The organism is Vibrio rarus, from assembly GCF_024347075.1.
Lineage (GTDB): Bacteria > Pseudomonadota > Gammaproteobacteria > Enterobacterales > Vibrionaceae > Vibrio > Vibrio rarus.
This window is the reverse complement of the sequence record NZ_AP024900.1, coordinates 347,813-369,349: the sequence shown is the minus strand read 5'-3', so window position 1 is coordinate 369,349 and position 21,537 is coordinate 347,813. Positions and strand designations below refer to the sequence as shown.

Genomic DNA, 21,537 nt, shown 5'->3' with positions numbered 1-21,537 from the left:
AAATGCACGAGAGCATAAAAGCGAGCTTTACCGAGAGCATACAAATTCAAATAGCCGCCGCTGAAGCGTTACCCGATGCTATTACACATGCCGCTCAAGCCATGGTAAGCACATTATTGAATGGCAAAAAAATTCTTTGTTGTGGTAATGGTGGTTCCAGTGCAAACGCCCAGCAGTTTGCCTCTTGTCTGCTCAATCGTTTTGAAACGGAAAGACCTAGCCTACCAGCAATGAGCTTAACCTCAGATATCACCACATTGACAGCCGTCGCTAACGACTACCACTATCAAGAGGTGTTTTCTAAACAGGTTAGAGCCATTGGTCAACAAGGGGATATTTTGCTCGCCTTTTCGACAAGTGGAAACAGTCAAAATATTATCAAAGCGATGGAAGCGGCAGTAACACGGGATATGACCATTATCGCCCTAACCGGTAAAGACGGGGGTGAAATGGCGGGGTTACTCGGAGAGCATGACGTTGAAATTCGCATTCCTTCAAATCGGACTGCACGTATCCATGAAGTTCACATGCTGACACTGCATTGTTTGTGTGACTTGATTGATCAAGTGCTGTTTCCTGAACATGTTGAATAACATTCACGACTAGTGAGGATTTTTATCCATGTTGTACACTCGTGGGCTCTTTTTATATATAAACATAACATTACTAAGCCTGTTTCTTTCAGGCTGTGCTAATCCATTTGTCAGCAATTCATCGGATATAGTTACCGACAGTCGCACTGCGCGACAAGTTTGGAATGATAATAATATCGAGTTTGAAGCGGCAGCCTTAAGTAATAAATCACCCTTTGCTGGCAAAGTTCGTATTACTGCCAACTCATTTAAAGGCAAAGTTGTACTGATAGGCCAGGCGCCTGACGCACAACTAAACCAACAAATAACCCAACGGGTTCAGCGTATTCCTGGGGTTAAAAAAGTCTATAATCAGATGCGTATCCAGCCTATGTTAACTTTCCCTCAAATGAGTGAGGACAGTTGGATCACAACAAAAGTAAAGTCCGCCTTCCTCGCCGAAAAAGCACTAAAAGGGGTATCGGTTAAGGTTATCACCGAAAACAGTGAAGTGTTTTTATTTGGCTACATCACACCCAAATATGCCGATATCGCCACAGAGACAGCGCGCAATGTTAGTGGCGTAAAATTAGTGGTTCGAGGTTTCGAAATTGCTGATGTTGCTGACACGTCTAATGCCACACACAGTGTGCCTAGCGCTCCAATCGCCTCAACTGAGACCCAACAGGCTCAAACAACAGCTACGCCGGCGAATCCACCTAGCACAGCTAATACTGTAACTGCTGGCAATACAACTGACGATGATACTGTGGTTGCCGGTGATGTCGTTGTGGAGCATTATCAAGATATTGAAGAACAATCATACTAAGTAAGTGGTCAGAAATAGCGCAGGAAAAATGCTCGAAAACAAGGGAGAGTTTTTCGATAAGTCGTTATTCTACAATCAAACATTCTAACGCAGTTATCGAGTATTTTAACAAGCTAGAATGACCCGTCACTTAGTACGATTGCTATCACATTAAGCCAACAAAAAAAGAGGAGCTAAAAGCTCCTCTTTTTCATTAAAACAACTTAGCTAATTTATCGCTATTATTTCACGACACGAAGACTTGGACGACCTTTTGGTCTTGGCGGTTCATCATCAGGGTCGGTAGGTGTTTCATCAATCACAGCATCGAGATTTTCTTCTACTATGGTGAGTGAATCCGCCGACGCTAAATAATTTTCGTCTTCCATTTCCATGTTATTGTCATAAGCCTCTTCAGGCTCAAACATTGTCCCTGCGCCATTTTCACGGGCATAAATAGCCTGCACAGCATAAATAGGAACAATCACCGAATGTGGACGACCACCAAAACGAGCATGAAACGTTAACGCCTCATTACCAATCTCTAGGTTACCTACCGCACGAGGTGCGACGTTCAAAATAATTTGGCCATCTTGAACATACTCTTCGGGTACGCGGACACCGGGCATAGTGGCATCAACCACTAAGTGAGGTGTAAGTTCGTTCTCTGCCAACCAATCATAAAATGCACGAAGCAAATATGGACGGCGAGGTGTCATTTCTGAAATATCCATTAACGAACCAAACGCATCTCACGCTCAGCTTCGGTCAAAGAAGCTAGGAATGAATCACGCTCAAATACACGACTCATGTAGATCTTAAGCTCTTTTGAGCCAGGACCTGTCAATTCAATACCGAAAGTAGGCAAGCGCCACAATAGTGGAGCAAGGTAGCAATCGATCAAGCTAAAGTCTTCACTCATAAAGTAATCGCTTTCTGCGAACAGTGGACCAAGCATCAGTAGATCATTACGCAATTTTTGACGAGCTTTCTCTTGCTCTTCACCTGTTGTAGAGATGATTTTCTCAGCTACGCTGTACCAGTTACGCTGAATACGATACATCATTAGACGATTCTTACCGCGGTCAACCGGATACACTGGCATCAATGGTGGGTGAGGAAAACGCTCATCCAGATATTCCATGATGATTTTTGAATCATAAAGAGTAAGTTCGCGATCGACTAAAGTAGGAACAGATTTGTATGGGTTCAACTCTGCAAGTTCAGCAGGTAGGTTCGCCTCATCGACGAGTTCTACTTCGACAGCTACCCCTTTCTCAGCCAAAACGATACGTACCTGATGGCTAGCCATATCAGTAGCACTTGAGAATAGAGTCATCACAGAACGTTTATTGGCAGCTACAGCCATGAGCCCTCCGGTATATTAAGTTTAAATAAAAGAATGGAGGCAACACGCCTCCATTACAGAAATCAGCATTGTATGATATCACAATTAGTGAATATCACGCCAATACTCTTTGTAGAGAAGATAACCAACACCTGTGAAAATCACTAAAAATAGCAATACCCACACACCTAAGCTTTCACGCTCAACCTGTACCGGATCACCTGCATACTCAAGGAAGTTCACAAGATCACGAACGGCATCGTCATACTCACTATGACTGAGCTCACCGGTTGTGTCCGCCTTGACACCCACTACCACTTGTTGCTCTTGCCCATCAATTACATGAGTTTCAAAAACCGGTTGCGGTACCCCTTGCAACTCTTGCAACACATGTGGCATACCCACACTTGGGAAGATCACATTATTCACGCCAAATGGGCGACTTGGATCTTCATAGAAAGATCGCAGGTAAGTGTACAACCAATCAACGCCTCGCACGCGAGCCGTGAGCGTTAGATCCGGTGGTGCAACACCAAACCATTTAGCCGCATCCTCTGCTGGCATATTGTTTACCATGAGATCCCCCACTACTGCTTCAGAATCAAACATGAGATTCTCACGCATTAGGTCAATAGGGATATCAAGGTCAGTTGCCACACGTTCATAGCGTTGATACTGAGTAGAGTGACAAGCAAAACAGTAATTCATAAACGTCTGAGCACCACGCTGTAAAGACGCTTTGTCACGAATATCATTGTTTGCTTTATCCAGAGCGAAGTTTCCACCCGCAGCGAATCCAAGAGCAGGCACTAGGGCAAATAATAATACGAATAACTTTTTCATTATTTGGTGATCCTTGTCGGTAGTGTCTTAGTCTTTTCATTCTTGCTGTAGATAAACAACACGACGAAGAACATGAAATAGCCCAAACTGAACAGACGAGACAGATTGGTATACAGTTCTGTTGCTGGAAGCGTACCAAGCACACCTAGGCCCACAAACGAAACCGTAAATTGAATCAAGTTAATCAAATGCAGTTTGCTTCTGTAACGGAACGAGCGCACATTACAACGGTCAATCCATGGCAGTAAGAACAGCACCACGATGGAACCACCAAAGAACACAAAACCTATCAACTTATCAGGAATCGCACGCAATATGGCGTAGTTTGGAGAGAAGTACCAAACAGGCGCAATATGCTCTGGTGTTTTCAGCGGGTTAGCCACTTCAAAGTTAGGTGGCTCGAGGAAGAAGCCTCCCATCGCTGGCGCATAGAACAATACATAACTAAAGAACAACAAGAACACGCCAACATAAAAGAGATCTTTCACTGTGCCATAGGGGTGGAACGGCATTGAATCAATGATGTCGTATTTTTTGCTGTAATCTTCGTGAAACTTAAATTCTGACTGGTAATCGTCGCCCATAGTGCCTTTAGGCAACTTAGTATCAATACCATCAGGGTTATTCGAACCCACTTCATGTAGTGCCAAAATGTGTAAAGCAACCAGCAATAACAATACGATAGGCAAGGCAACAACGTGCAAAGCAAAGAAACGGTTTAGAGTCGCACCGGAGATAACATAATCACCGCGAATCCATAGGGTTAAATCATCACCAATAACTGGGATTGCGCCAAACAAGCCAATAATTACCTGAGCACCCCAGTAAGACATTTGCCCCCAAGGCAGCATGTAGCCCATAAACGCTTCGGCCATGAGTACGACAAACAGCAACATACCAAACAGCCACACCAGTTCACGTGGTTTTTGATAGGAGCCATAAATTAGGCCGCGGTACATGTGCAGGTACACAACAATAAAGAAGAACGAGGCTCCTGTAGAGTGCATGTAACGAAGAAGCCAACCGTATTCCACATCACGCATAATGTATTCAACAGAAGCAAACGCCCCTTCCGCAGATGGTACGTAGTTCATGGTTAGCCAGATACCGGTGACAATCTGGTTTACCAACACCAACATGGCAAGTGCACCAAAAATGTACCAGAAGTTAGAATTCTTTGGTTGTGGATACTCCGACATATGCTTACGGTAAGTATTCATTGCCGGCATGCGTTTTTCAATCCAGCCGAGTAAAGCCTCCATTACGCCTCTCCTTGGTCTTCGCCGATGACAATTAGGTTATCGTCCAAATACATATGTGGCGGAACCGCTAGGTTATAAGGTGCTGGAACACCTTGGAAAACACGGCCTGCCATATCAAATTTAGAACCATGACACGGACAGAAGAAACCCGATTTAACTCCGCTCACTTGTTCATTAAAACTATTTGGAAGGTAAGTGGGTGAGCACCCTAAGTGAGTACATAAACCAACAGCAATGAAGATTTCAGGCTTTAAGGAACGATAAAGGTTTTGTGCATAAGATGGTTGTTGTTCCTCAACAGAATCAGGATCTCGTAATTGCCCTGCAATTTGATCAAGCTCGTCTAAGGTTGCTTGACCACGCTTTACAACCCAAACAGGCTGACCACGCCAGATCACTCGGGCCATTTGCCCTTCTTCTAGTTTACTGATATCGAATTCAACTGGAGCGCCAGCTGATTTAGCTCTAGCACTTGGATTCCAAGATTTGATAAAGGGTACAGCGACAGCTGCGGCTCCTAACCCTCCGACCACGGCTGTGGTAGCGGTTAGAAACTTGCGACGTCCATTATTTAGTGGCGCATTGCTCATCCAACATTCTCCCATTTGCTCCTTTGGATAGAATCACTCCTTCACAGAGCACGGCTTAAAAACTCAAACTTTGTTTCTATTTTTGTGGGCAAATGATAAAGAAAACGCCACTTTAAGACAAGATAAAGCTACTTTTTTACAACATATCTGAAGCAAATCAGAGCATAGGTCACAAAAGAGGTGAAAGTGAAACATTTATGATGGAAGATACTAACAAGAAAGGATTTTTTGAAATGATAAAAAAACAAAAAGCCCGGTATAATACCGAGCTTTTTTGACACAATTCCAGCCCGAAAGCCAGAGCATTGCTCTTTCTGAATAAGAAAGATTAACGCTTAGAGAACTGTGGTTTACGACGTGCTTTACGTAGACCAACTTTCTTACGTTCAACTTGACGTGCGTCACGTGTAACGTATCCAGCAGCGCGTAGAGCAGGACGTAGAGTTTCATCGTATTCCATAAGAGCACGAGTAATGCCGTGACGGATAGCGCCAGCTTGACCAGAAATACCACCACCAGAAACAGTGATGTAAAGGTCTAGCTTGTCTAACATTTCAACTAGCTCAAGTGGTTGACGAACAACCATACGAGAAGTTTCACGACCAAAGTAAACATCAAGGCTACGCTTGTTGATTACGATGTTACCAGCACCCGGTTTGATGAAAACACGAGCAGCTGAGCTTTTGCGGCGACCAGTGCCGTAGTATTGATTCTCTGCCATTTCCAATATCCCCGATTAGATGTCTAGTACTTGTGGTTGTTGAGCAGCATGGTTGTGCTCAGCGCCAGCGTATACTTTTAGCTTACGGTACATTGCGCGGCCTAGAGGACCACGTGGTAACATACCTTTAACAGCTAGTTCGATAACCATTTCTGGTTTCTTATCGATCAACTTTTCAAAAGTGATAGATTTTAGACCACCTGGGAATTCAGAGTGACGGTAATACACTTTACCTTTAGCCTTGTTACCAGTTACGGTAATTTTCTCAGCGTTAACAACGATGATGTAATCACCAGCGTCACAATGAGGAGTGTATTCAGCTTTGTGCTTACCGCGTAGGCGAGAAGCGATTTCACTTGCAAGACGACCAAGAGTTTTACCTTCTGCGTCTACAACATACCAGTCACGTTTTACAGTTTCTGGTTTAGCAACGAATGTTTTCATGCTAATAATAACCCGTTAATTTGAAATTAAACTAATAAGGAGCGTTTGCTCCCACTGTCTAAGAGCCCAGTCATCACCCCTTCGAGTGGTGGCACTCTTTGGTAAGTTTCTATAAAGAAAATCACCTGCAGTAACGGTGGGTCGCAGGATTATACCTAAGCCAACAAAAAACGCAATCCCATTTGGCTTATTTGTTGAGCATTTTATTTAGTTAAATGCATAACCTAACGGCCACAGTAACGCACAAACGCAACTTCTCCCATTAAGCCAAATGTTCTTGGCTGAGATAACTGTTGCTTTGCATTTCGGTCAAACGCGATTCACAGCGCTGAAACTCAAATTGCAACTGCCCTCCGGCATACAATTGATGCAACGGCACTGCAGCTGCAATAATCAGGCACACCTTCCGGTCATAAAACTCATCCACTAAGGCAATAAAGCGCCGCGCTGCATCGTCGTTTTGCCCTCCTAACTGAGGCATATCCGACAACAGCACAGTGTGATACTCACGAGAGAGCTCGATATAGTCGTTTTGACTACGTGCCGTTTCACACAACTGAGCAAAACTCGCCATTAGCACACCGTTGTACCCTTTAATAACGTCTATGTGTCGCTGATTAATATCAATCTGAGTTAACGCTTGCCCATTTTCAACAGTCAATGCACTCAATGATTCAAAATAACCATCAAGGTTGCGCTGGGCATCAGCATCTAAAGGATGATGATACAGCTCAGCCTGTTGTAAGGTTCGCATTCTAAAATCCGTTTCACTGTCCAATTCAAACACATGGCAATGCTGTTCTATTAGGTCAATGGTTGGCAAGAAACGCGCTCGTTGTAAGCCATTTCTATATAAAAGGTGGGGAGGAATATTCGAGGTGGCCACTAATACTATATTTCGCTCAAATAGAGCCTGAAATAAAGTGGCTAAGATCATGGCATCGGTAATGTCAGAGACGAAGAACTCATCAAAGCAAATGACATCCGCTTCACTTTTAAATTTATCCGCAACCAATGATAGCGGATCACTTTGATTGTGCAGTTGCTTAAGCTCATGATGCACTCGATACATAAAGCGATGAAAGTGCATACGCATTTTTCGCTCACTGGGATACAGCTCAAAAAAGCTATCCATCAAGTAGGTTTTGCCTCGACCTACCCCGCCCCAAACATATAACCCTTTCGGTGACGCCACCTTTTTAGGCTTACTAAACCAACGTTGCCATCCTTTTGGTTGAGTGGTGATAGATGGTTGCGCATTGTCTTCTAGTCTGACGTATAACTCTTCAAATGCTTGAACGGCTTTGTGTTGCTGTGCATCAAACTGGAAACCATGCAGGTCGATATCGTGTTGATATTTTTCTAACGGCGTCATTTTTGTTGATCAACTCAATTAGATTCTTTATTGGATAAGGTTCTCATAGTAACATGAGGTATGTTGCGGTGTAAGAACGCAGTAACTAGATTGTTAACAGATTAACAAAAGGAAATACTATGCCTTGGATTTATGCGATAGTCGGCCTATTCGTGGGGATCATAATTGGAGTGATTATTTCTCGAATCACTACCCCACAATATAAAAAGCAAAAACAGTTACAAAAAGATTTAGAATCTTCAAAGTTCCAACTAGAACAGCAACGTCAAGATATTAACGACCATTTTTCAGAGTCTGCTCAGATTCTCGATAATATAGGTAAGGAATATCGCAAGCTATATGAGCACATGGCAAATACATCAAACGATTTATTGCCTAATCTTCCCGCTCAGGACAACCCATTCGCTAAGCGCATTACCTCTGATGAAGAAGATAATGACCAAGCGACGTCCACAAGTGAGCCACCTAAAGATTACGCCAATGGCGCTACTGGGATGTTAAAAGAGGTAAAGAAAGAAATCTTAGATGCTCCAGAAGCCATAAAAGCATCATAACGCTACTCTCGAAAATGTTGAGACACGATAAATTCTGAATTTTTTCCTAGCAAAGGAACCGGAACGAATTTTCCCTGTCTCAACATTGAAAGTACCTATAGGAGCCAATAATGAAAAAACCTTTGCTTGCCTTATCTGTTGTAGCCTTAAGTTTAGGCTCGATAATGACGCCATTGCACGCCAGCGCTGCCTTACCTTTGCAGGTGGACGGCAATGAACTGCCAAGCCTTGCCCCTATGCTTGAGCGAGTATCACCTGCAGTTGTCAATATTTCAGTTGAAGGAACAATGGTTTCCAAGCAACAAATTCCTGAAAGTTTCCGCTTTTTCTTTGGTGATGAACTCCCTGCAGAACAGTCTCAAGAACGCCCATTTCGAGGTCTAGGCTCTGGGGTTATTATTGACTCAGAGAAAGGACACATCATCACCAACTACCATGTGATTAATGGAGCCGACTCCATAAAAGTCCAATTGAGCGATGGCCGTGAGTTTGACGCCGAACTCGTCGGTGGCGATAAGATGTCAGACATTGCGCTATTAAAACTAAAGAAAAAAGCGAAAGGGCTAACTCAAATGGAGTTCGCTGACTCAGATAAACTGCGCGTCGGTGATTTTACTGTCGCCATAGGCAACCCGTTTGGCCTAGGAAAAACCGTCACTTCAGGCATAGTATCAGCCCTTGGTCGAAGTGGTTTGAATCTTGAGAATTTTGAAAACTTCATCCAAACCGATGCTGCCATTAATTCAGGTAACTCAGGGGGAGCTCTCGTTGACCTTAATGGTAAATTAATTGGTATTAACACCGCTATCTTAGGCCCTAATGGCGGTAATGTGGGGATCGGTTTTGCGATTCCATCAAATATGATCCATAACCTCACCGAGCAAATCATTAATTATGGCGAAGTGAAACGTGGCATGCTCGGAGTACAAGGTGGAGAAATCACCGCAGAACTGGCGCAAGCTTTAGGTTATGAGTCAAGTCGCGGCGCTTTCGTCAACCAAGTATTACCAGACAGTGCTGCAGATAAAGCCGGTCTACAAGCGGGTGATGTCATCGTCTCTCTTAACGGCAAAAAGATCAGTACCTTTAGCGAACTTCGCGCGAAAGTCGCCACTTTAGGTGCCGGTAAAAAAATAAAAATTGGCGTTATCCGCGATGGCAAAAATAAACAGTTTGACGTAACTTTAGGTGAGTCCCAGTCTCAACAAACGAAAGCAGAACAACTGCACCCTGGTTTAACTGGCGCCTCTTTGAGTAATACGCAAAAATCGGATGCACAACAAGGGGTGAAAGTGACCTCTGTAACCAAAGGTTCTCCAGCCGAATCCTACGAGATCGAGCAAGGGGATATCATTATTGGGGTAAACCGCCATCGAGTATCTAACCTAAAAGAACTGTCGAAATACCTAGAAAAACAAGACGGTGTACTAGCACTAAATATTCAACGTGGCGATAGAAGAGTCGTTGTTGTCGTCCGCTAGAATAAACGATGAAATGGATAAGGGAAGCCTAGCGCTTCCCTTTTCTTTCGCTAAAAATGAGTGTTATGCTTAAATCAATACAAGGTTTGTTGAGAGAATCATGCTGAGATCTTTTTTGCGCTCTATTTTATTTGGACTGATCGCTGCTGCTATCGTCATCGCGCTGATACCTGAACTGCGTCATAAAATCATCCCCGCGCAATCCCAATCTAATACCGTGACAGCCTCTTCGTCACCCATGTCTTTCAATAATGCCGTTCAACGAGCCGCGCCGGCTGTGGTCAATATTTATAGTCGCCAATATTCAGAAGAAGATAGAAGCAAACTGAAAACCCAAGGGCTAGGCTCTGGGGTTATTGTTAGTGCTAAAGGCTATATCATTACCAACTATCATGTTGTTGCCAGTGCAGACCAAGTCATTGTGGCTCTACAAGATGGACGCGTTGCCAGTGCACAACTCATAGGGCAAGACCGCCGCACTGACATTGCTGTGTTACAGATATCCATGTCAAACCTGCCTGTGATCCCACTTAACTCTGAATACTCCGCTAAAGTGGGTGATATTGTCCTCGCTATAGGTAACCCTTATAACCTAGGGCAAACCACCACCTTAGGGATCATTTCAGCCACCGGGCGTTCTTCAATTAGTGCCGATGGCAGACAAGCCTTTATTCAAACCGATGCTGCAATTAATGAAGGAAACTCAGGGGGGGCGTTAGTCAACTCTCAAGGTGAGCTAGTGGGCATTAATACCGCTTCATTTCAACAAGCCACCGAGCTTGAGACTTATGGTATTTCATTTGCCATCCCACAAAAATTAGCTTGGAAAATCATGAATAAAATCATTGCGGACGGTCGTGTGATTCGTGGTTACATTGGCGTTGACGGCCAAGATATCAGCTCAATGACCAATCGTTTACTGGCAGGAAACTTTACTGGTGGCATCATTGTGTTAGGCGTTGAACCCGGAGGTCCTGCGGATGAAGGGGGGATTAAGGCGCAAGATATTATCGTTAAAATCGGTGATATGGTCGCTGACAATCGTCAAAGCGTAATGGACGCCATCACAGACGCCCGCCCAGGTAGCGAAGTCAAAATCGTCGTTATTAGAAACGGTAAACAAAAACAGCTGACCGTTAAAATTGGCGAAGATAACCGGCTATTAACACCTAATACTAATCGTAGTAAGTAATACCATAACGGGTCATTCTAGCTTGTTAACACACTCGATAACTGCGTTAGAATTTTTGATTGTAGAATAACGACTTATCGAAAAAAACCGCCTATCGGCGGTTTTTTTGTTGATAGCCGCTATGACTGTACTTCTATAGCGGTGACACGTTGCAAGCCGCGCGGTAGCATAGCGCCGCGACGTCCTCTTTCACCTCTAAAGTTCTCAAGGTCACTAGGTTTTAGACCAAGTTTACGTTTACCTGCATACAAGGTCACCGTCGCATTGGCAGGAATAGCAATCAGTTGTGTGACAAACTCTTCACGACTCTTAGCTTTAGCAGAAGGAATATTGATGATCTTATTCCCTTTACCTTTACTTAATTGTGGCAAGTCCTTAATCGAAAACAGCAACATCCTGCCTAAGTTCGTTATAGCTAATATTTCATCGCTATCTAATTGAGAGATGGCACTCGGTGTTAAAATCTCAGCACTTTGTGGAAGATTCACCAACGCCTTACCGCTGCGGTTTTTCGATAGTAAATCACTACCACGACAAACAAACCCATAACCGGCATCTGAGCCAACTAACCAAAGTTGCTCTTCATCCCCCATCAACACTTGACGAATATGAGTGCCGGTAGAAATATTTAGACGCCCCGTAATAGGTTCCCCTTGGCTTCTTGCTGACGGTAAAGAATGAGACTCTAAAGAGTAACTTCGCCCATCTGAGCCTAAGAATATCGCTTGCTGGTTGCTCTTTCCTCTGGCCGAAGCAAGGAAACTATCACCGGATTTATAATTCAATGTTGAAGCGTCCACCTCATGCCCTTTAGCATGGCGAATCCAACCTTTCTCCGACAACACGACCGTAATAGGTTCGCTCGGCAATAAGTCTTTTTCGGTTAAGGCTTTGGCTTCTGCACGCTCGACTATAGGTGAACGGCGATCATCACCATATTTTTCTGAATCTGCTTTTAACTCTTTCTTAAGTAAAGTGTTCAAACGGCGTTCTGAGCCCAATAACAACTCCAGTTGTTTACGCTCTTTTTCCAACGCTTCTTGTTCACCGCGGATCTTAAACTCTTCAAGTTTGGCTAACTGGCGTAACTTGGTATCTAAAATCGCATCCGCTTGAATACCCGACAACTCAAAGCGCGCCATCAATACCACTTTAGGCTCATCTTCTGTACGGATGATTTCAATGACTTCATCAAGGTTAAGGTAAGCGACCAACAAGCCTTCGAGGATATGTAAGCGCGCTAAGATTTTATCTAAGCGATACTGCAAGCGACGACGCACTGTCGTGCGACGAAACTCAATCCACTCTTTGAGAATTTGTACTAAACCTTTCACTTGTGGACGCTTATCTAAACCTATCATGTTTAAGTTAACGCGATAGTTCTTCTCAAGGTCCGTTGAAGCAAACAGGTGGTTCATTAATTGATCGCAATCCACTCGACTTGAGCGCGGTACGATAACAATTCGGGTCGGGTTTTCATGATCCGACTCATCACGCAAATCGTCCACCATTGGCAGCTTTTTCGCGCGCATTTGATTGGCAATTTGCTCTAGTAACTTAGAACCTGACACCTGATGAGGCAATGCAGTAATCACAATATCACTGGCTTCTTTATGCCAAACCGCACGCATTTTAATGCTGCCTCGGCCTGTGCGATAAATTTTTTCAATATCCGTTTTAGGCGAGATAATCTCAGCTTCAGTTGGGTAATCAGGCCCTTGCACAAATTGCATGATATCTGGCAATTCAGCCTTAGGGTTATCAATCAACTCCATAGTGGCATTCGTCACTTCACGCACATTATGTGGCGGAATATCGGTGGCCATCCCAACGGCGATACCGGTAATGCCATTAAGTAAAATGTGCGGTAGGCGTGCAGGAAGCATCTGAGGTTCTTTCATTGAACCATCAAAGTTTGGCTGCCACTCAACAGTGCCTTGACCGAGCTCGCCAAGTAAAACTTCAGCAAATTTAGATAGCTTTGACTCGGTATAACGCATGGCGGCAAAAGACTTAGGATCGTCTGGTGCACCCCAGTTCCCCTGTCCATCCACCAATGGATAACGATAAGTAAATGGCTGAGCCATTAATACCATGGCTTCATAACAAGCTGAGTCACCGTGTGGGTGGTATTTACCCAATACATCACCGACGGTACGAGCCGATTTTTTATATTTTGATGATGCCGATAAACCAAGCTCTGACATGGCATAAATAATGCGACGCTGTACGGGCTTTAAGCCATCACCAATGTAAGGCAATGCACGATCCATAATGACGTACATTGAATAATTCAAATAGGCGTCTTCGGTGAACTTACGCATTGGTAATTGTTCTACGCCATCATATGTAATCTCGTTCGACATTCTTATACCTCGGCCATATCGCCGTTATTTTGCAGCCAATGACGGCGATCATCCGCGCGCTTCTTACCTAGAAGCATATCCATCATTTCCATCGTCTGTTCATCATCATCTATGGTCAATTGCACTAAACGACGAGTATTAGGGTCCATGGTTGTCTCACGAAGTTGCAATGGGTTCATTTCACCCAATCCTTTAAATCGTTGCACATTAATCTTGGCGCGCTTGCTGCTCAAACGCTCCATAACCGCATCTTTTTCATCTTCATCTAGGGCGTAAAACACTTCTTTTCCGCAATCAATCCTAAACAGTGGTGGCATAGCAACATAGACATGGCCTGCCCCTACTAAAGAGCGGAAGTGACGAGTAAATAACGCGCACAACAGAGTGGCAATATGTAAACCATCGGAATCCGCATCCGCTAAAATACAGATTTTACCGTAACGCAAACCATCGAGATTCGGCGAGTCTGGGTCTATCCCCAATGCCACTGAAATATCGTGCACTTCCTGAGAAGCCAACACTTGATCCGCGCTCACCTCCCAAGTGTTTAGAATCTTACCGCGCAAAGGCATAATGGCTTGAAACTCACGATCTCGCGCTTGCTTGGCTGAACCACCCGCAGAGTCACCTTCCACTAAGAAAAGTTCCGTGCGCGCCAAATCTTGCACTGAGCAATCGGTCAGTTTACCGGGAAGTGCAGGCCCTGAAGCCACCTTCTTACGTACTACCTTTTTGCTCGCACGCATACGGCGATGCGCATTAGCAATACACGCTTCGGCCAACTGCTCAGCAATATGAGGGGTTTCGTTTAACCATAGGCTAAAGCTATCTTTCACTACACCAGAAACAAAAGCGGCACATTGACGTGAAGAGAGGCGCTCTTTGGTTTGCCCGGCAAATTGAGGGTCTTGCATTTTAATCGATAACACATAAGAACAGCGATCAAACACATCATCGCCAGTCAATTTCACCCCACGCGGTAACAAGTTGCGAAATTCACAAAATTCACGCATCGCATCCAGCAAACCTTGGCGTAAACCGTTAACATGCGTTCCTCCTTGAGAGGTAGGAATTAAGTTAACGTAGCTTTCAGTGATGAGTTCACCACCTTCAGGCTGCCAAATAATAGCCCAATCTGCCGCTTCAATTTCAGTAGCAAACTGTCCTGTAAATGGTGTTTCTGGAAGTAAGGTATACCCTTTCACACCTTCCATGAGGTAGTCTTGCAAGCCGCTCTCGTAGTACCACTTATGCTCTTTACTATTCACCTTGTCAGTGAAGGTAATTTCAAGCCCTGGACACAATACGGCTTTAGCTCGCAAATTGTTAATCAATCGCGAAACAGAGAAGTTAGCCGAATCAAAATATTTGCTTTCCGGCCAGAAATGAACACTGGTACCACTGTTACGCTTTCCGCAAGTACCCACGACCGTGAGATCTTGAACCTTATCCCCATGCTCAAAAGCAATTTGATAGACCTGACCATCACGACGAACATTCACTTCCACGCGTTTTGATAAGGCATTTACTACCGAAATACCAACGCCATGCAAGCCGCCGGAGAACTGATAGTTCTTATTAGAAAATTTACCACCAGCGTGCAATTTACAGAGAATCAGCTCGACACCAGAAACCCCTTCTTCAGGGTGAATATCTACAGGCATACCACGCCCATCATCAACCACTTCTAGTGACTGATCGGCGTGTAAAATGACTTGTATCTTAGATGCATGGCCGGCTAATGCTTCATCGACACTGTTATCAATTACTTCTTGCCCAAGGTGATTGGGGCGCACAGTGTCTGTATACATGCCAGGACGACGGCGAACGGGCTCTAGACCGTTTAAAACCTCTATCGCCCCAGCGTTATATTGTTCAGTCATAATTTGAAATTTTACTCTTGGCGTTGTTAAACATCGCTTCTCATTATTGAGAAAAGTGCAACCTCTATGGTTGGCTGGTTTGCGTATTACACAGGGTCAATCAATCATAGGCTCTCTCGTTTGGAGCATCAGAACGTTTAACTTGAATGATAAAACGCGTAAGTTGACGTCGTTAATCGATTTCCCATAAGCCACGCGACCATTTAGCTATATTACATAGTCTGGCGCAGTGACTGTTATGTCAAGTTTGCACCGGATTCCTGATTAAAAAGCATGATAATCGTGCGCTAATCAGGCAATCATAGTGCAATAGGTTGAAGGGGGTGGTGAGAATTAAAGCTGCAGGAACTCTACAATCACGCTGGGATAACGCTCAAACCCAACAAAACTATGATTGCCCTCTTGTTCTATGATCTGTTGGCAATGCTGGTATTTTTTTACCCCTTGCCGATAATCCAACACTTCATCCCCTTGTTGTGTCAGTAACAAAAAATCCGATCCATTCTCTATACTAGGCACATCTAGTGCTTTGAGTTGCTGCACATGAATAGGCTCTAGTCGATATTCTTCTTGGGTATAAGGATTGAGTTGTGGGCCGAGCAAGTTCTGCAATAGCTCAAAAGGCTTAACCGCTGGGTTTATTAGTACCGCTTTAAAGCCGTACTGTTGATTCAGCCATGTCGATAAGTATCCCCCCATCGAACTGCCCACGACACCCACCTGATATTGCTCAACGAGATCGTCACATAAGCTCTGTAAAAAATCGCTACACGCTTTTGGGTATACGGGTAATTGCGGGGCAAGGAAGTGAATATCAGGTCGATGTTTGGTGCAAAAGTCACCCATCACCTGCGCCTTTAATGACTTTGGCGAACTATTAAAACCGTGCAGATAAAGGAGTAAAGAAGGTTTCGATGTTAATGACACCTTAGTAACCTTCAGATTCAAAGTCAGGAATAAAACGCCCTTCAGATAGGCGGTATACTTGTGATTCTATGCTGCCATCTTTATGCAACTGTAAATGACGCCAACCTGGTGGTAGCGTATCTAACGCAAACTCATCACTATTTGCCTTAAATTGAATACAAGTGGATGGCGTTGCCATAACGCGTACACCATTGTGTTCTTTATCGACTTTCTGATGCACATGCCCGCCCAGCACCGCACGGACATTATCGTACCCGGCTATGCGCTCCCAGAATTGCGGGGCTTTTTGTAATTTATGTTGGTCTAACCAAGCGCTACCAATTGGCAATGAGTTGTGATGGAACAAGATTAAAGTATGACGCTGTGGGTATTGATTCAGTTTTTCTTCAAGTAAATCTAACTGCGACTCATCGAGATAACCGTGTGGTAAACCTTCAACCTGGCTGTTTAGCATAATCAATTGCCAGTAGTCACCGGCAAGTACATGCTCCATCTCTCGAATTTGCTTAGACGGAAGTAATTGGCTCATGTTTTTTTTCCGGTCATGGTTACCCGGTAGCCAGTAACATGGCTTCTCTAGGCACTCAATACCTTGCGCAAATCGAGAGTAAGATTCTAATGAATGATCTTGTGAAATATCGCCCGTGGCGACAATGGCATCAAAAGCGACATTTCGCACAACCACATCATCCACAACTGCAAGAAAGCTCTGTGCCGTGTTAACGCTCAACAAGCATCCTTCGTCTTTCGCGAATAAGTGCGTATCTGTAATCTGTACTAATTGGACGGTCTCTTCCATCACAACCATTTGCGGTTCCACTATCAATTTTTCCAATCTTATTTATTGCCAATACTTACAACAGAGGTTCTCTACTTATACCCATTTTAAGACAAAATGTTAACCAGTCCCCAAGAAATTGGTTAAGTTGGTGCTTTTCATCTTTTTGCATCATTTTTTTATTGGGGTAATCATAACGAGCATGTATAACTCTCATCTTTTCACTTGCACACACTTCTGCAACCCTTGCATCGTGATATAGACGCACCGTCATGTTTGGAAGTGGGAAATTGGGCGTTTGATCACACTGAAAAAGATCAACTAAGGTTGTATAACGCGTGATTTCAAGAATATTGATCTGATATACCTGATCTTGAACTTGATAGGTTCGCTTATCCCCCACCTCGGCTTGACTGGGCAGTAGTGAGTTTAATTTAGCATAATTTGTTTCATACAGACGCATGAGACCTGCAAAATCAACATGATAACTTGAATCTACTTGCCGTAACTTAACCATCTTTCCCTCAATTGCTGATGATGCAACATCAACCATTGAATGGTTATAATCGAAGCTGCATTTTCAATTATACCATTTTCAACCAATTTATAGGCTTCTTCTCTTGTTAAAATATGGACAAGAATATCTTCACCTTCAGACTCTAGCCCAAAAACACCGCCTGATTCTGGCGCGTTCACCTTACCAATAAACAATTGTAATCGCTCAGAGCAACCACCCGCAGACGGGTAATAGCTACAAATAGGCTCTACATTATCCACGCTCAAGCCCGCCTCTTCGACACTTTCGCGCTTCACCACATCAATGGCATTTTCAGCACTTTTGTCTTGCATGCCAGCCACGATTTCCAATTGCCAAGGCTGCTCTCCCAGCAATGCCCCCACTCGGATCTGCTCCACTAAAACAACCTGATCACTGACGGGATCATATGGCAACATTGCCACGGCATCACCACGCTCAAACAACTCTCGACTAATGATCTCGCTCCATCCACCCGCAAACAATCGATGGCGAAACTTTACTTCAGCAAGGCTAAAAAAGCCCTTGTACACCGTTTTCGTCTCAATAATATCGACATCACTACGATCAAACGTAGGGTAAATGCTAGAGTTAGGCATGGTTACTCTCTTAGATTAAAGTCATATTCAAACTATTACGTTGGCAACACAGAGCAATAGATGATCTCTTGGCAATGGTACTGCAACCTATCCTGTAAGTTAATAATTTAAAACTAAACCACCATAAACATAGAGTTTTTGCTAGTTTTTGTAGTACTCTATGTAAGACTATGCAAAATCAGTTCAAATTCGATAAAATACCTATAATCTAGTTATTGAGTCTCAATTTTAGTAGCAGGAAGAGTTACGACAATGAAAAAAGTGCTGTCCATTTTTATTTCAGCTTCCCTGTGTGGCCTATCTCTATCAGCCAACGCAGAAAACTTAGCGGATGTTTATAATCAAGCGAAAAATAGTGACCCTCAACTATTACGTTCAGCGGCTCAACGTGATGCTGCCTTTGAGAGCATCAATTCATCGCGCAGTACCCTGCTACCTCAGATTAACTTAACAGCAGGATATAACTACGGTGAGAATTATGCATCAGCTAAAACTAATGCATTTACCGCAGGTATTGGCTTAAGCCAAGAACTTTATCAGCGCTCAAGCTGGGTAACTCTTGAAACAACCGAGAAAAAAGCGCGCCAAGCCGATTCTGCTTATGCGGCTAAACAGCAAGATCTTATCCTACGTGTGGCTACCGCTTACTTTGAAGTCTTACGCGCACAAGATAGCTTAGAATTTGTGCAAGCAGAGAAAAGCGCGGTTGCACGCCAGCTTGACCAAGAAAAACAACGTTTTGATGTTGGCCTATCGGCAATCACTAACGTACATGAAGCACAAGCTGAGTTTGATAGCGTATTAGCTGAAGAAGTTATCGCTAAAAACAACCTAGTGAACAGCTATGAATCTTTACGTGAAATCACAGGCGCAGGCCATCAAGATTTAGATGTTCTTGATATTGAACGTTTCTCGGTAGCGAAAAGTGAAAAAACAACTGACGCCTTAGTAGAACAAGCGCAACAAGAAAACTTAAGCTTACTTGCCGCTCGTATTAACCAAGATATTGCACGGGACGATATTCGTCTAGCCAGTTCAGGTCACTTACCTTCTTTAACCTTTAATGCTGATGCCGGTTATGGCAACGGTAAAATCAGCGGTGCTGATGTTGATGACACTAACTATAATTTAGGTATTAATCTTTCAGTGCCTCTTTATAGCGGTGGCAGTGTGAGCTCTCAAGTAAAACAAGCGGAATACAACTACGTTGCCGTCAGTGAAGATCTAGAAGCATCTTATCGCTCTGTGGTTAAAACCGTTCGTGCATCAAATAACAATATTGATGCCACTATTGGTTCTATCCGCGCCTTTGAACAATCACTTATTTCAGCAGAATCTGCATTAGCAGCTGTTGAAACAGGCTACGAAGTCGGTTCACGTACTGTCGTCGATGTACTCGACTTTACTCGTCGTGTATTTGAAGCCAAACGTAACCTCTCTGATGCTCGCTATAACTACGTCATCAGTGTTCTACAGCTAAAAGAAGCAGTAGGTACATTGAGTGAACAAGATATTTTAGATATTAATGATGGCCTACAACCTGCCAAAAAAACGGACAGCAAAGCGTCTTAATCTAAAATAAACATGACACATTAAAAAAGCGGGTCATTTTAAAATGACCCGCTTTTTTATTTAGAGAAATAAGACTGTATCACCTAACCGGTTATACCAATCACACTAAGTAAGTGATCAGATATAACGCAGGAAAAACACTCGAAAACAAGGCGGAATTTTTCGATAAGTCGTTATTCTACCATCAAAAATTCTAACGCAGTTATCGAGTATTTTAACAAACTAGAATGACCCATTATTTAGTACAATTAGTATTACTCTTTGCCACCTTTAATGGCTTCGATTATTTCAGTCGTTGAGCAGCCATCTTCAAAGTTAAGTACTTCAACACGTCCACCTGCGGCAATCACCTCTTTACCACCAGCAATCTCTTCAGGTTTATAGTCTCCACCTTTAACTAAGAGATCCGGTAGCACCTGAGAAATAAGACGCTGAGGAGTATCTTCAGAGAACGGTACAACCCAATCTACGGCGCCTAAACCTGCAAGTACTGCCATACGGCGATCCGTAGGGTTAACCGGTCTTGCTGGGCCTTTTAAACGCTTCACAGAGTCATCTGTATTGACGGCAACGATGAGGCGATCCCCCAACCCTGCGGCATGATTTAAATAGGAAACATGACCGGCATGCAAAATATCAAAGCAACCGTTGGTCATAACCACTCGCTCACCTTTTGCTTGCATTTTTTTCACAGATGCAATTAAGGCTTGCTCGCCTATCACTCCAAAATCACTGTCTTGGGCACCGTGTATAGCCTCCGCCAATTCAATTGGCGACAGTGTTGAAGTGCCTAACTTACCCACCACAACACCTGCGGCGGCATTAGCCAGTGCACAGGCTTCATCTAAAGGTTTTCCCGCAGCAACAGAAGCGGCTAACACTGAAATCACCGTATCTCCAGCACCAGTCACATCGTAGACTTCCTGCGCTTGAGTCGGTAGGTGGAAAGGTTTTAAGCCACGACGCAATAGCGTCATGCCATTTTCACTGCGCGTCACTAATAACGCTTGCAGATCAAATTGCTCTATCAGTTGTAAGCCTTTCTCAGCCAATTGCTGTTCATCTTTCACCGGTCCTACAACACACTCAAACTCCGACATATTGGGGGTCAATAATGTCGCCCCTCTATAACGTTCAAAATCAGCGCCTTTAGGGTCCACAAATACGGGAACCCCAGCGATTTTGGCTTGTTCAATCATCGCCTTTGAATGCTCTAATGCACCTTTGGCGTAATCCGATAAGATAATCGCTTTACTGTGTGGAATAGCCTGCTGCAATCGAGAAAGCACATTCTCAGGTTCGACACTTTCAAATTTATCTTCAAAATCAAGACGAATTAATTGCTGGCCGCGGCTCATCACTCTTAATTTAGTAATGGTTGGGTAATCCGCCAGTTCAACAAAGTTGCATTTAACGTTTAATGCACTCAGTTTTTCTTTCAGTATGCGAGCCGGTTCATCTTCTCCCGTCAAACCGATCAAATGCGAAGCGCCACCTAAAGCCGCTATGTTCATCGCGACGTTCGCAGCCCCACCAGGGCGCTCTTCGTTATTTTCAACCTTCACTACAGGTACGGGTGCCTCTGGCGAAATACGCCCAGTAGGACCATACCAATAACGGTCAAGCATCACATCTCCAACAATAAGGACATCTGCCTCGTTATAGTTGGGCAAGATTGGTTTCATAA

General features: G+C 43.8%; 21 protein-coding genes. 6 read left to right on the top strand and 15 right to left on the bottom strand.

All coding sequences use genetic code 11. From position 1 onward, the window contains the following. Positions 1–2: 2 nt before the first annotated feature. Positions 3–593, top strand: a complete 591-nt coding sequence (locus OCU56_RS01765) for a phosphoheptose isomerase (protein WP_261873882.1) — start codon at positions 3–5, stop codon at positions 591–593. A 28-nt stretch (positions 594–621) separates the two neighbouring features. Next, positions 622–1,401: a BON domain-containing protein gene (locus OCU56_RS01760; protein ID WP_261873881.1), complete on the top strand. Its 780-nt coding sequence runs from the start codon at positions 622–624 to the stop codon at positions 1,399–1,401. A gap of 221 nt (positions 1,402–1,622) precedes the next feature. On the opposite strand, the gene sspB is transcribed toward OCU56_RS01760, so the two are convergent. From sspB to zapE, 8 genes are all read right to left on the bottom strand, one after another. Beyond that, a complete protein-coding gene (gene sspB, locus OCU56_RS01755; RefSeq protein ID WP_261873880.1) occupies positions 1,623–2,114 on the bottom strand; it encodes a ClpXP protease specificity-enhancing factor in 492 nt (163 codons plus the stop codon). Next, entirely contained in the window at positions 2,114–2,749 is a 636-nt protein-coding gene (gene sspA / locus OCU56_RS01750; RefSeq protein ID WP_261873879.1) for a stringent starvation protein SspA, read from the bottom strand. Before sspA ends, sspB begins: the two co-directional genes overlap by 1 nt. An 84-nt stretch (positions 2,750–2,833) precedes the next feature. Next, positions 2,834–3,571, bottom strand: a complete 738-nt coding sequence (locus tag OCU56_RS01745; protein WP_261873878.1) for a cytochrome c1 — start codon at positions 3,569–3,571, stop codon at positions 2,834–2,836. Continuing rightward, a complete protein-coding gene (locus tag OCU56_RS01740) occupies positions 3,571–4,833 on the bottom strand; it encodes a cytochrome b (protein WP_261873877.1) in 1,263 nt (420 codons plus the stop codon). The genes OCU56_RS01745 and OCU56_RS01740 overlap by 1 nt, the downstream gene beginning before the upstream one ends. Beyond that, the gene (gene petA, locus OCU56_RS01735; RefSeq protein ID WP_261874747.1) at positions 4,833–5,423 is read right to left on the bottom strand and encodes a ubiquinol-cytochrome c reductase iron-sulfur subunit; all 591 of its coding nucleotides are present in this window, start codon (positions 5,421–5,423) and stop codon (positions 4,833–4,835) included. The genes OCU56_RS01740 and petA overlap by 1 nt, the downstream gene beginning before the upstream one ends. 328 nt (positions 5,424–5,751) lie before the next feature. Next, positions 5,752–6,144: a 30S ribosomal protein S9 gene (rpsI, locus tag OCU56_RS01730; protein WP_017026825.1), complete on the bottom strand. Its 393-nt coding sequence runs from the start codon at positions 6,142–6,144 to the stop codon at positions 5,752–5,754. 15 nt (positions 6,145–6,159) lie between these two features. After that, positions 6,160–6,588, bottom strand: a complete 429-nt coding sequence (rplM, locus tag OCU56_RS01725; RefSeq protein ID WP_261873876.1) for a 50S ribosomal protein L13 — start codon at positions 6,586–6,588, stop codon at positions 6,160–6,162. Between the two features lie 262 nt (positions 6,589–6,850). Then, positions 6,851–7,963: a cell division protein ZapE gene (zapE, locus tag OCU56_RS01720; protein ID WP_261873875.1), complete on the bottom strand. Its 1,113-nt coding sequence runs from the start codon at positions 7,961–7,963 to the stop codon at positions 6,851–6,853. Between the two features lie 119 nt (positions 7,964–8,082). Between zapE and zapG the strand changes: the two genes are divergently transcribed. The 3 genes from zapG (at position 8,083) to degS (ending at position 11,190) form a co-directional block, all read left to right on the top strand. After that, entirely contained in the window at positions 8,083–8,517 is a 435-nt protein-coding gene (gene zapG / locus OCU56_RS01715) for a Z-ring associated protein ZapG (protein WP_261873874.1), read from the top strand. Between the two features lie 110 nt (positions 8,518–8,627). Further along, positions 8,628–9,998 (top strand): Do family serine endopeptidase, encoded by a 1,371-nt coding sequence (locus tag OCU56_RS01710; protein ID WP_261873873.1) that lies wholly within the window; start codon positions 8,628–8,630, stop codon positions 9,996–9,998. Positions 9,999–10,098: 100 nt separating this feature from the next. After that, the gene (gene degS, locus OCU56_RS01705) at positions 10,099–11,190 is read left to right on the top strand and encodes an outer membrane-stress sensor serine endopeptidase DegS (protein WP_261873872.1); all 1,092 of its coding nucleotides are present in this window, start codon (positions 10,099–10,101) and stop codon (positions 11,188–11,190) included. Positions 11,191–11,309: 119 nt separating this feature from the next. Here the strand turns inward: degS and parC are convergent, their stop codons facing one another. From parC to nudF, 6 genes are all read right to left on the bottom strand, one after another. Beyond that, positions 11,310–13,556, bottom strand: a complete 2,247-nt coding sequence (gene parC, locus OCU56_RS01700; RefSeq protein ID WP_261873871.1) for a DNA topoisomerase IV subunit A — start codon at positions 13,554–13,556, stop codon at positions 11,310–11,312. Between the two features lie 2 nt (positions 13,557–13,558). Then, complete coding sequence (parE, locus tag OCU56_RS01695; protein WP_261873870.1) at positions 13,559–15,439, bottom strand: DNA topoisomerase IV subunit B; 1,881 nt, start codon at positions 15,437–15,439, stop codon at positions 13,559–13,561. Positions 15,440–15,772: 333 nt separating this feature from the next. After that, positions 15,773–16,366, bottom strand: a complete 594-nt coding sequence (gene yqiA, locus OCU56_RS01690; protein ID WP_261873869.1) for an esterase YqiA — start codon at positions 16,364–16,366, stop codon at positions 15,773–15,775. A 1-nt stretch (position 16,367) separates the two neighbouring features. Then, entirely contained in the window at positions 16,368–17,174 is an 807-nt protein-coding gene (gene cpdA / locus OCU56_RS01685) for a 3',5'-cyclic-AMP phosphodiesterase (RefSeq protein ID WP_261874746.1), read from the bottom strand. Between the two features lie 46 nt (positions 17,175–17,220). Beyond that, complete coding sequence (locus tag OCU56_RS01680; RefSeq protein WP_261873868.1) at positions 17,221–17,661, bottom strand: DUF1249 family protein; 441 nt, start codon at positions 17,659–17,661, stop codon at positions 17,221–17,223. Then, positions 17,640–18,278, bottom strand: coding sequence for an ADP-ribose diphosphatase (gene nudF / locus OCU56_RS01675; RefSeq protein ID WP_261873867.1), 639 nt, complete (start codon positions 18,276–18,278; stop codon positions 17,640–17,642). Before nudF ends, OCU56_RS01680 begins: the two co-directional genes overlap by 22 nt. A gap of 252 nt (positions 18,279–18,530) precedes the next feature. Here nudF and tolC point away from each other — a divergent pair, with 252 nt between their 5' ends. Continuing rightward, a complete protein-coding gene (gene tolC / locus OCU56_RS01670) occupies positions 18,531–19,850 on the top strand; it encodes an outer membrane channel protein TolC (RefSeq protein WP_261873866.1) in 1,320 nt (439 codons plus the stop codon). Positions 19,851–20,104: 254 nt separating this feature from the next. Here the strand turns inward: tolC and hldE are convergent, their stop codons facing one another. Further along, positions 20,105–21,535 (bottom strand): bifunctional D-glycero-beta-D-manno-heptose-7-phosphate kinase/D-glycero-beta-D-manno-heptose 1-phosphate adenylyltransferase HldE, encoded by a 1,431-nt coding sequence (gene hldE, locus OCU56_RS01665; protein WP_261873865.1) that lies wholly within the window; start codon positions 21,533–21,535, stop codon positions 20,105–20,107. Positions 21,536–21,537: the final 2 nt, after the last annotated feature.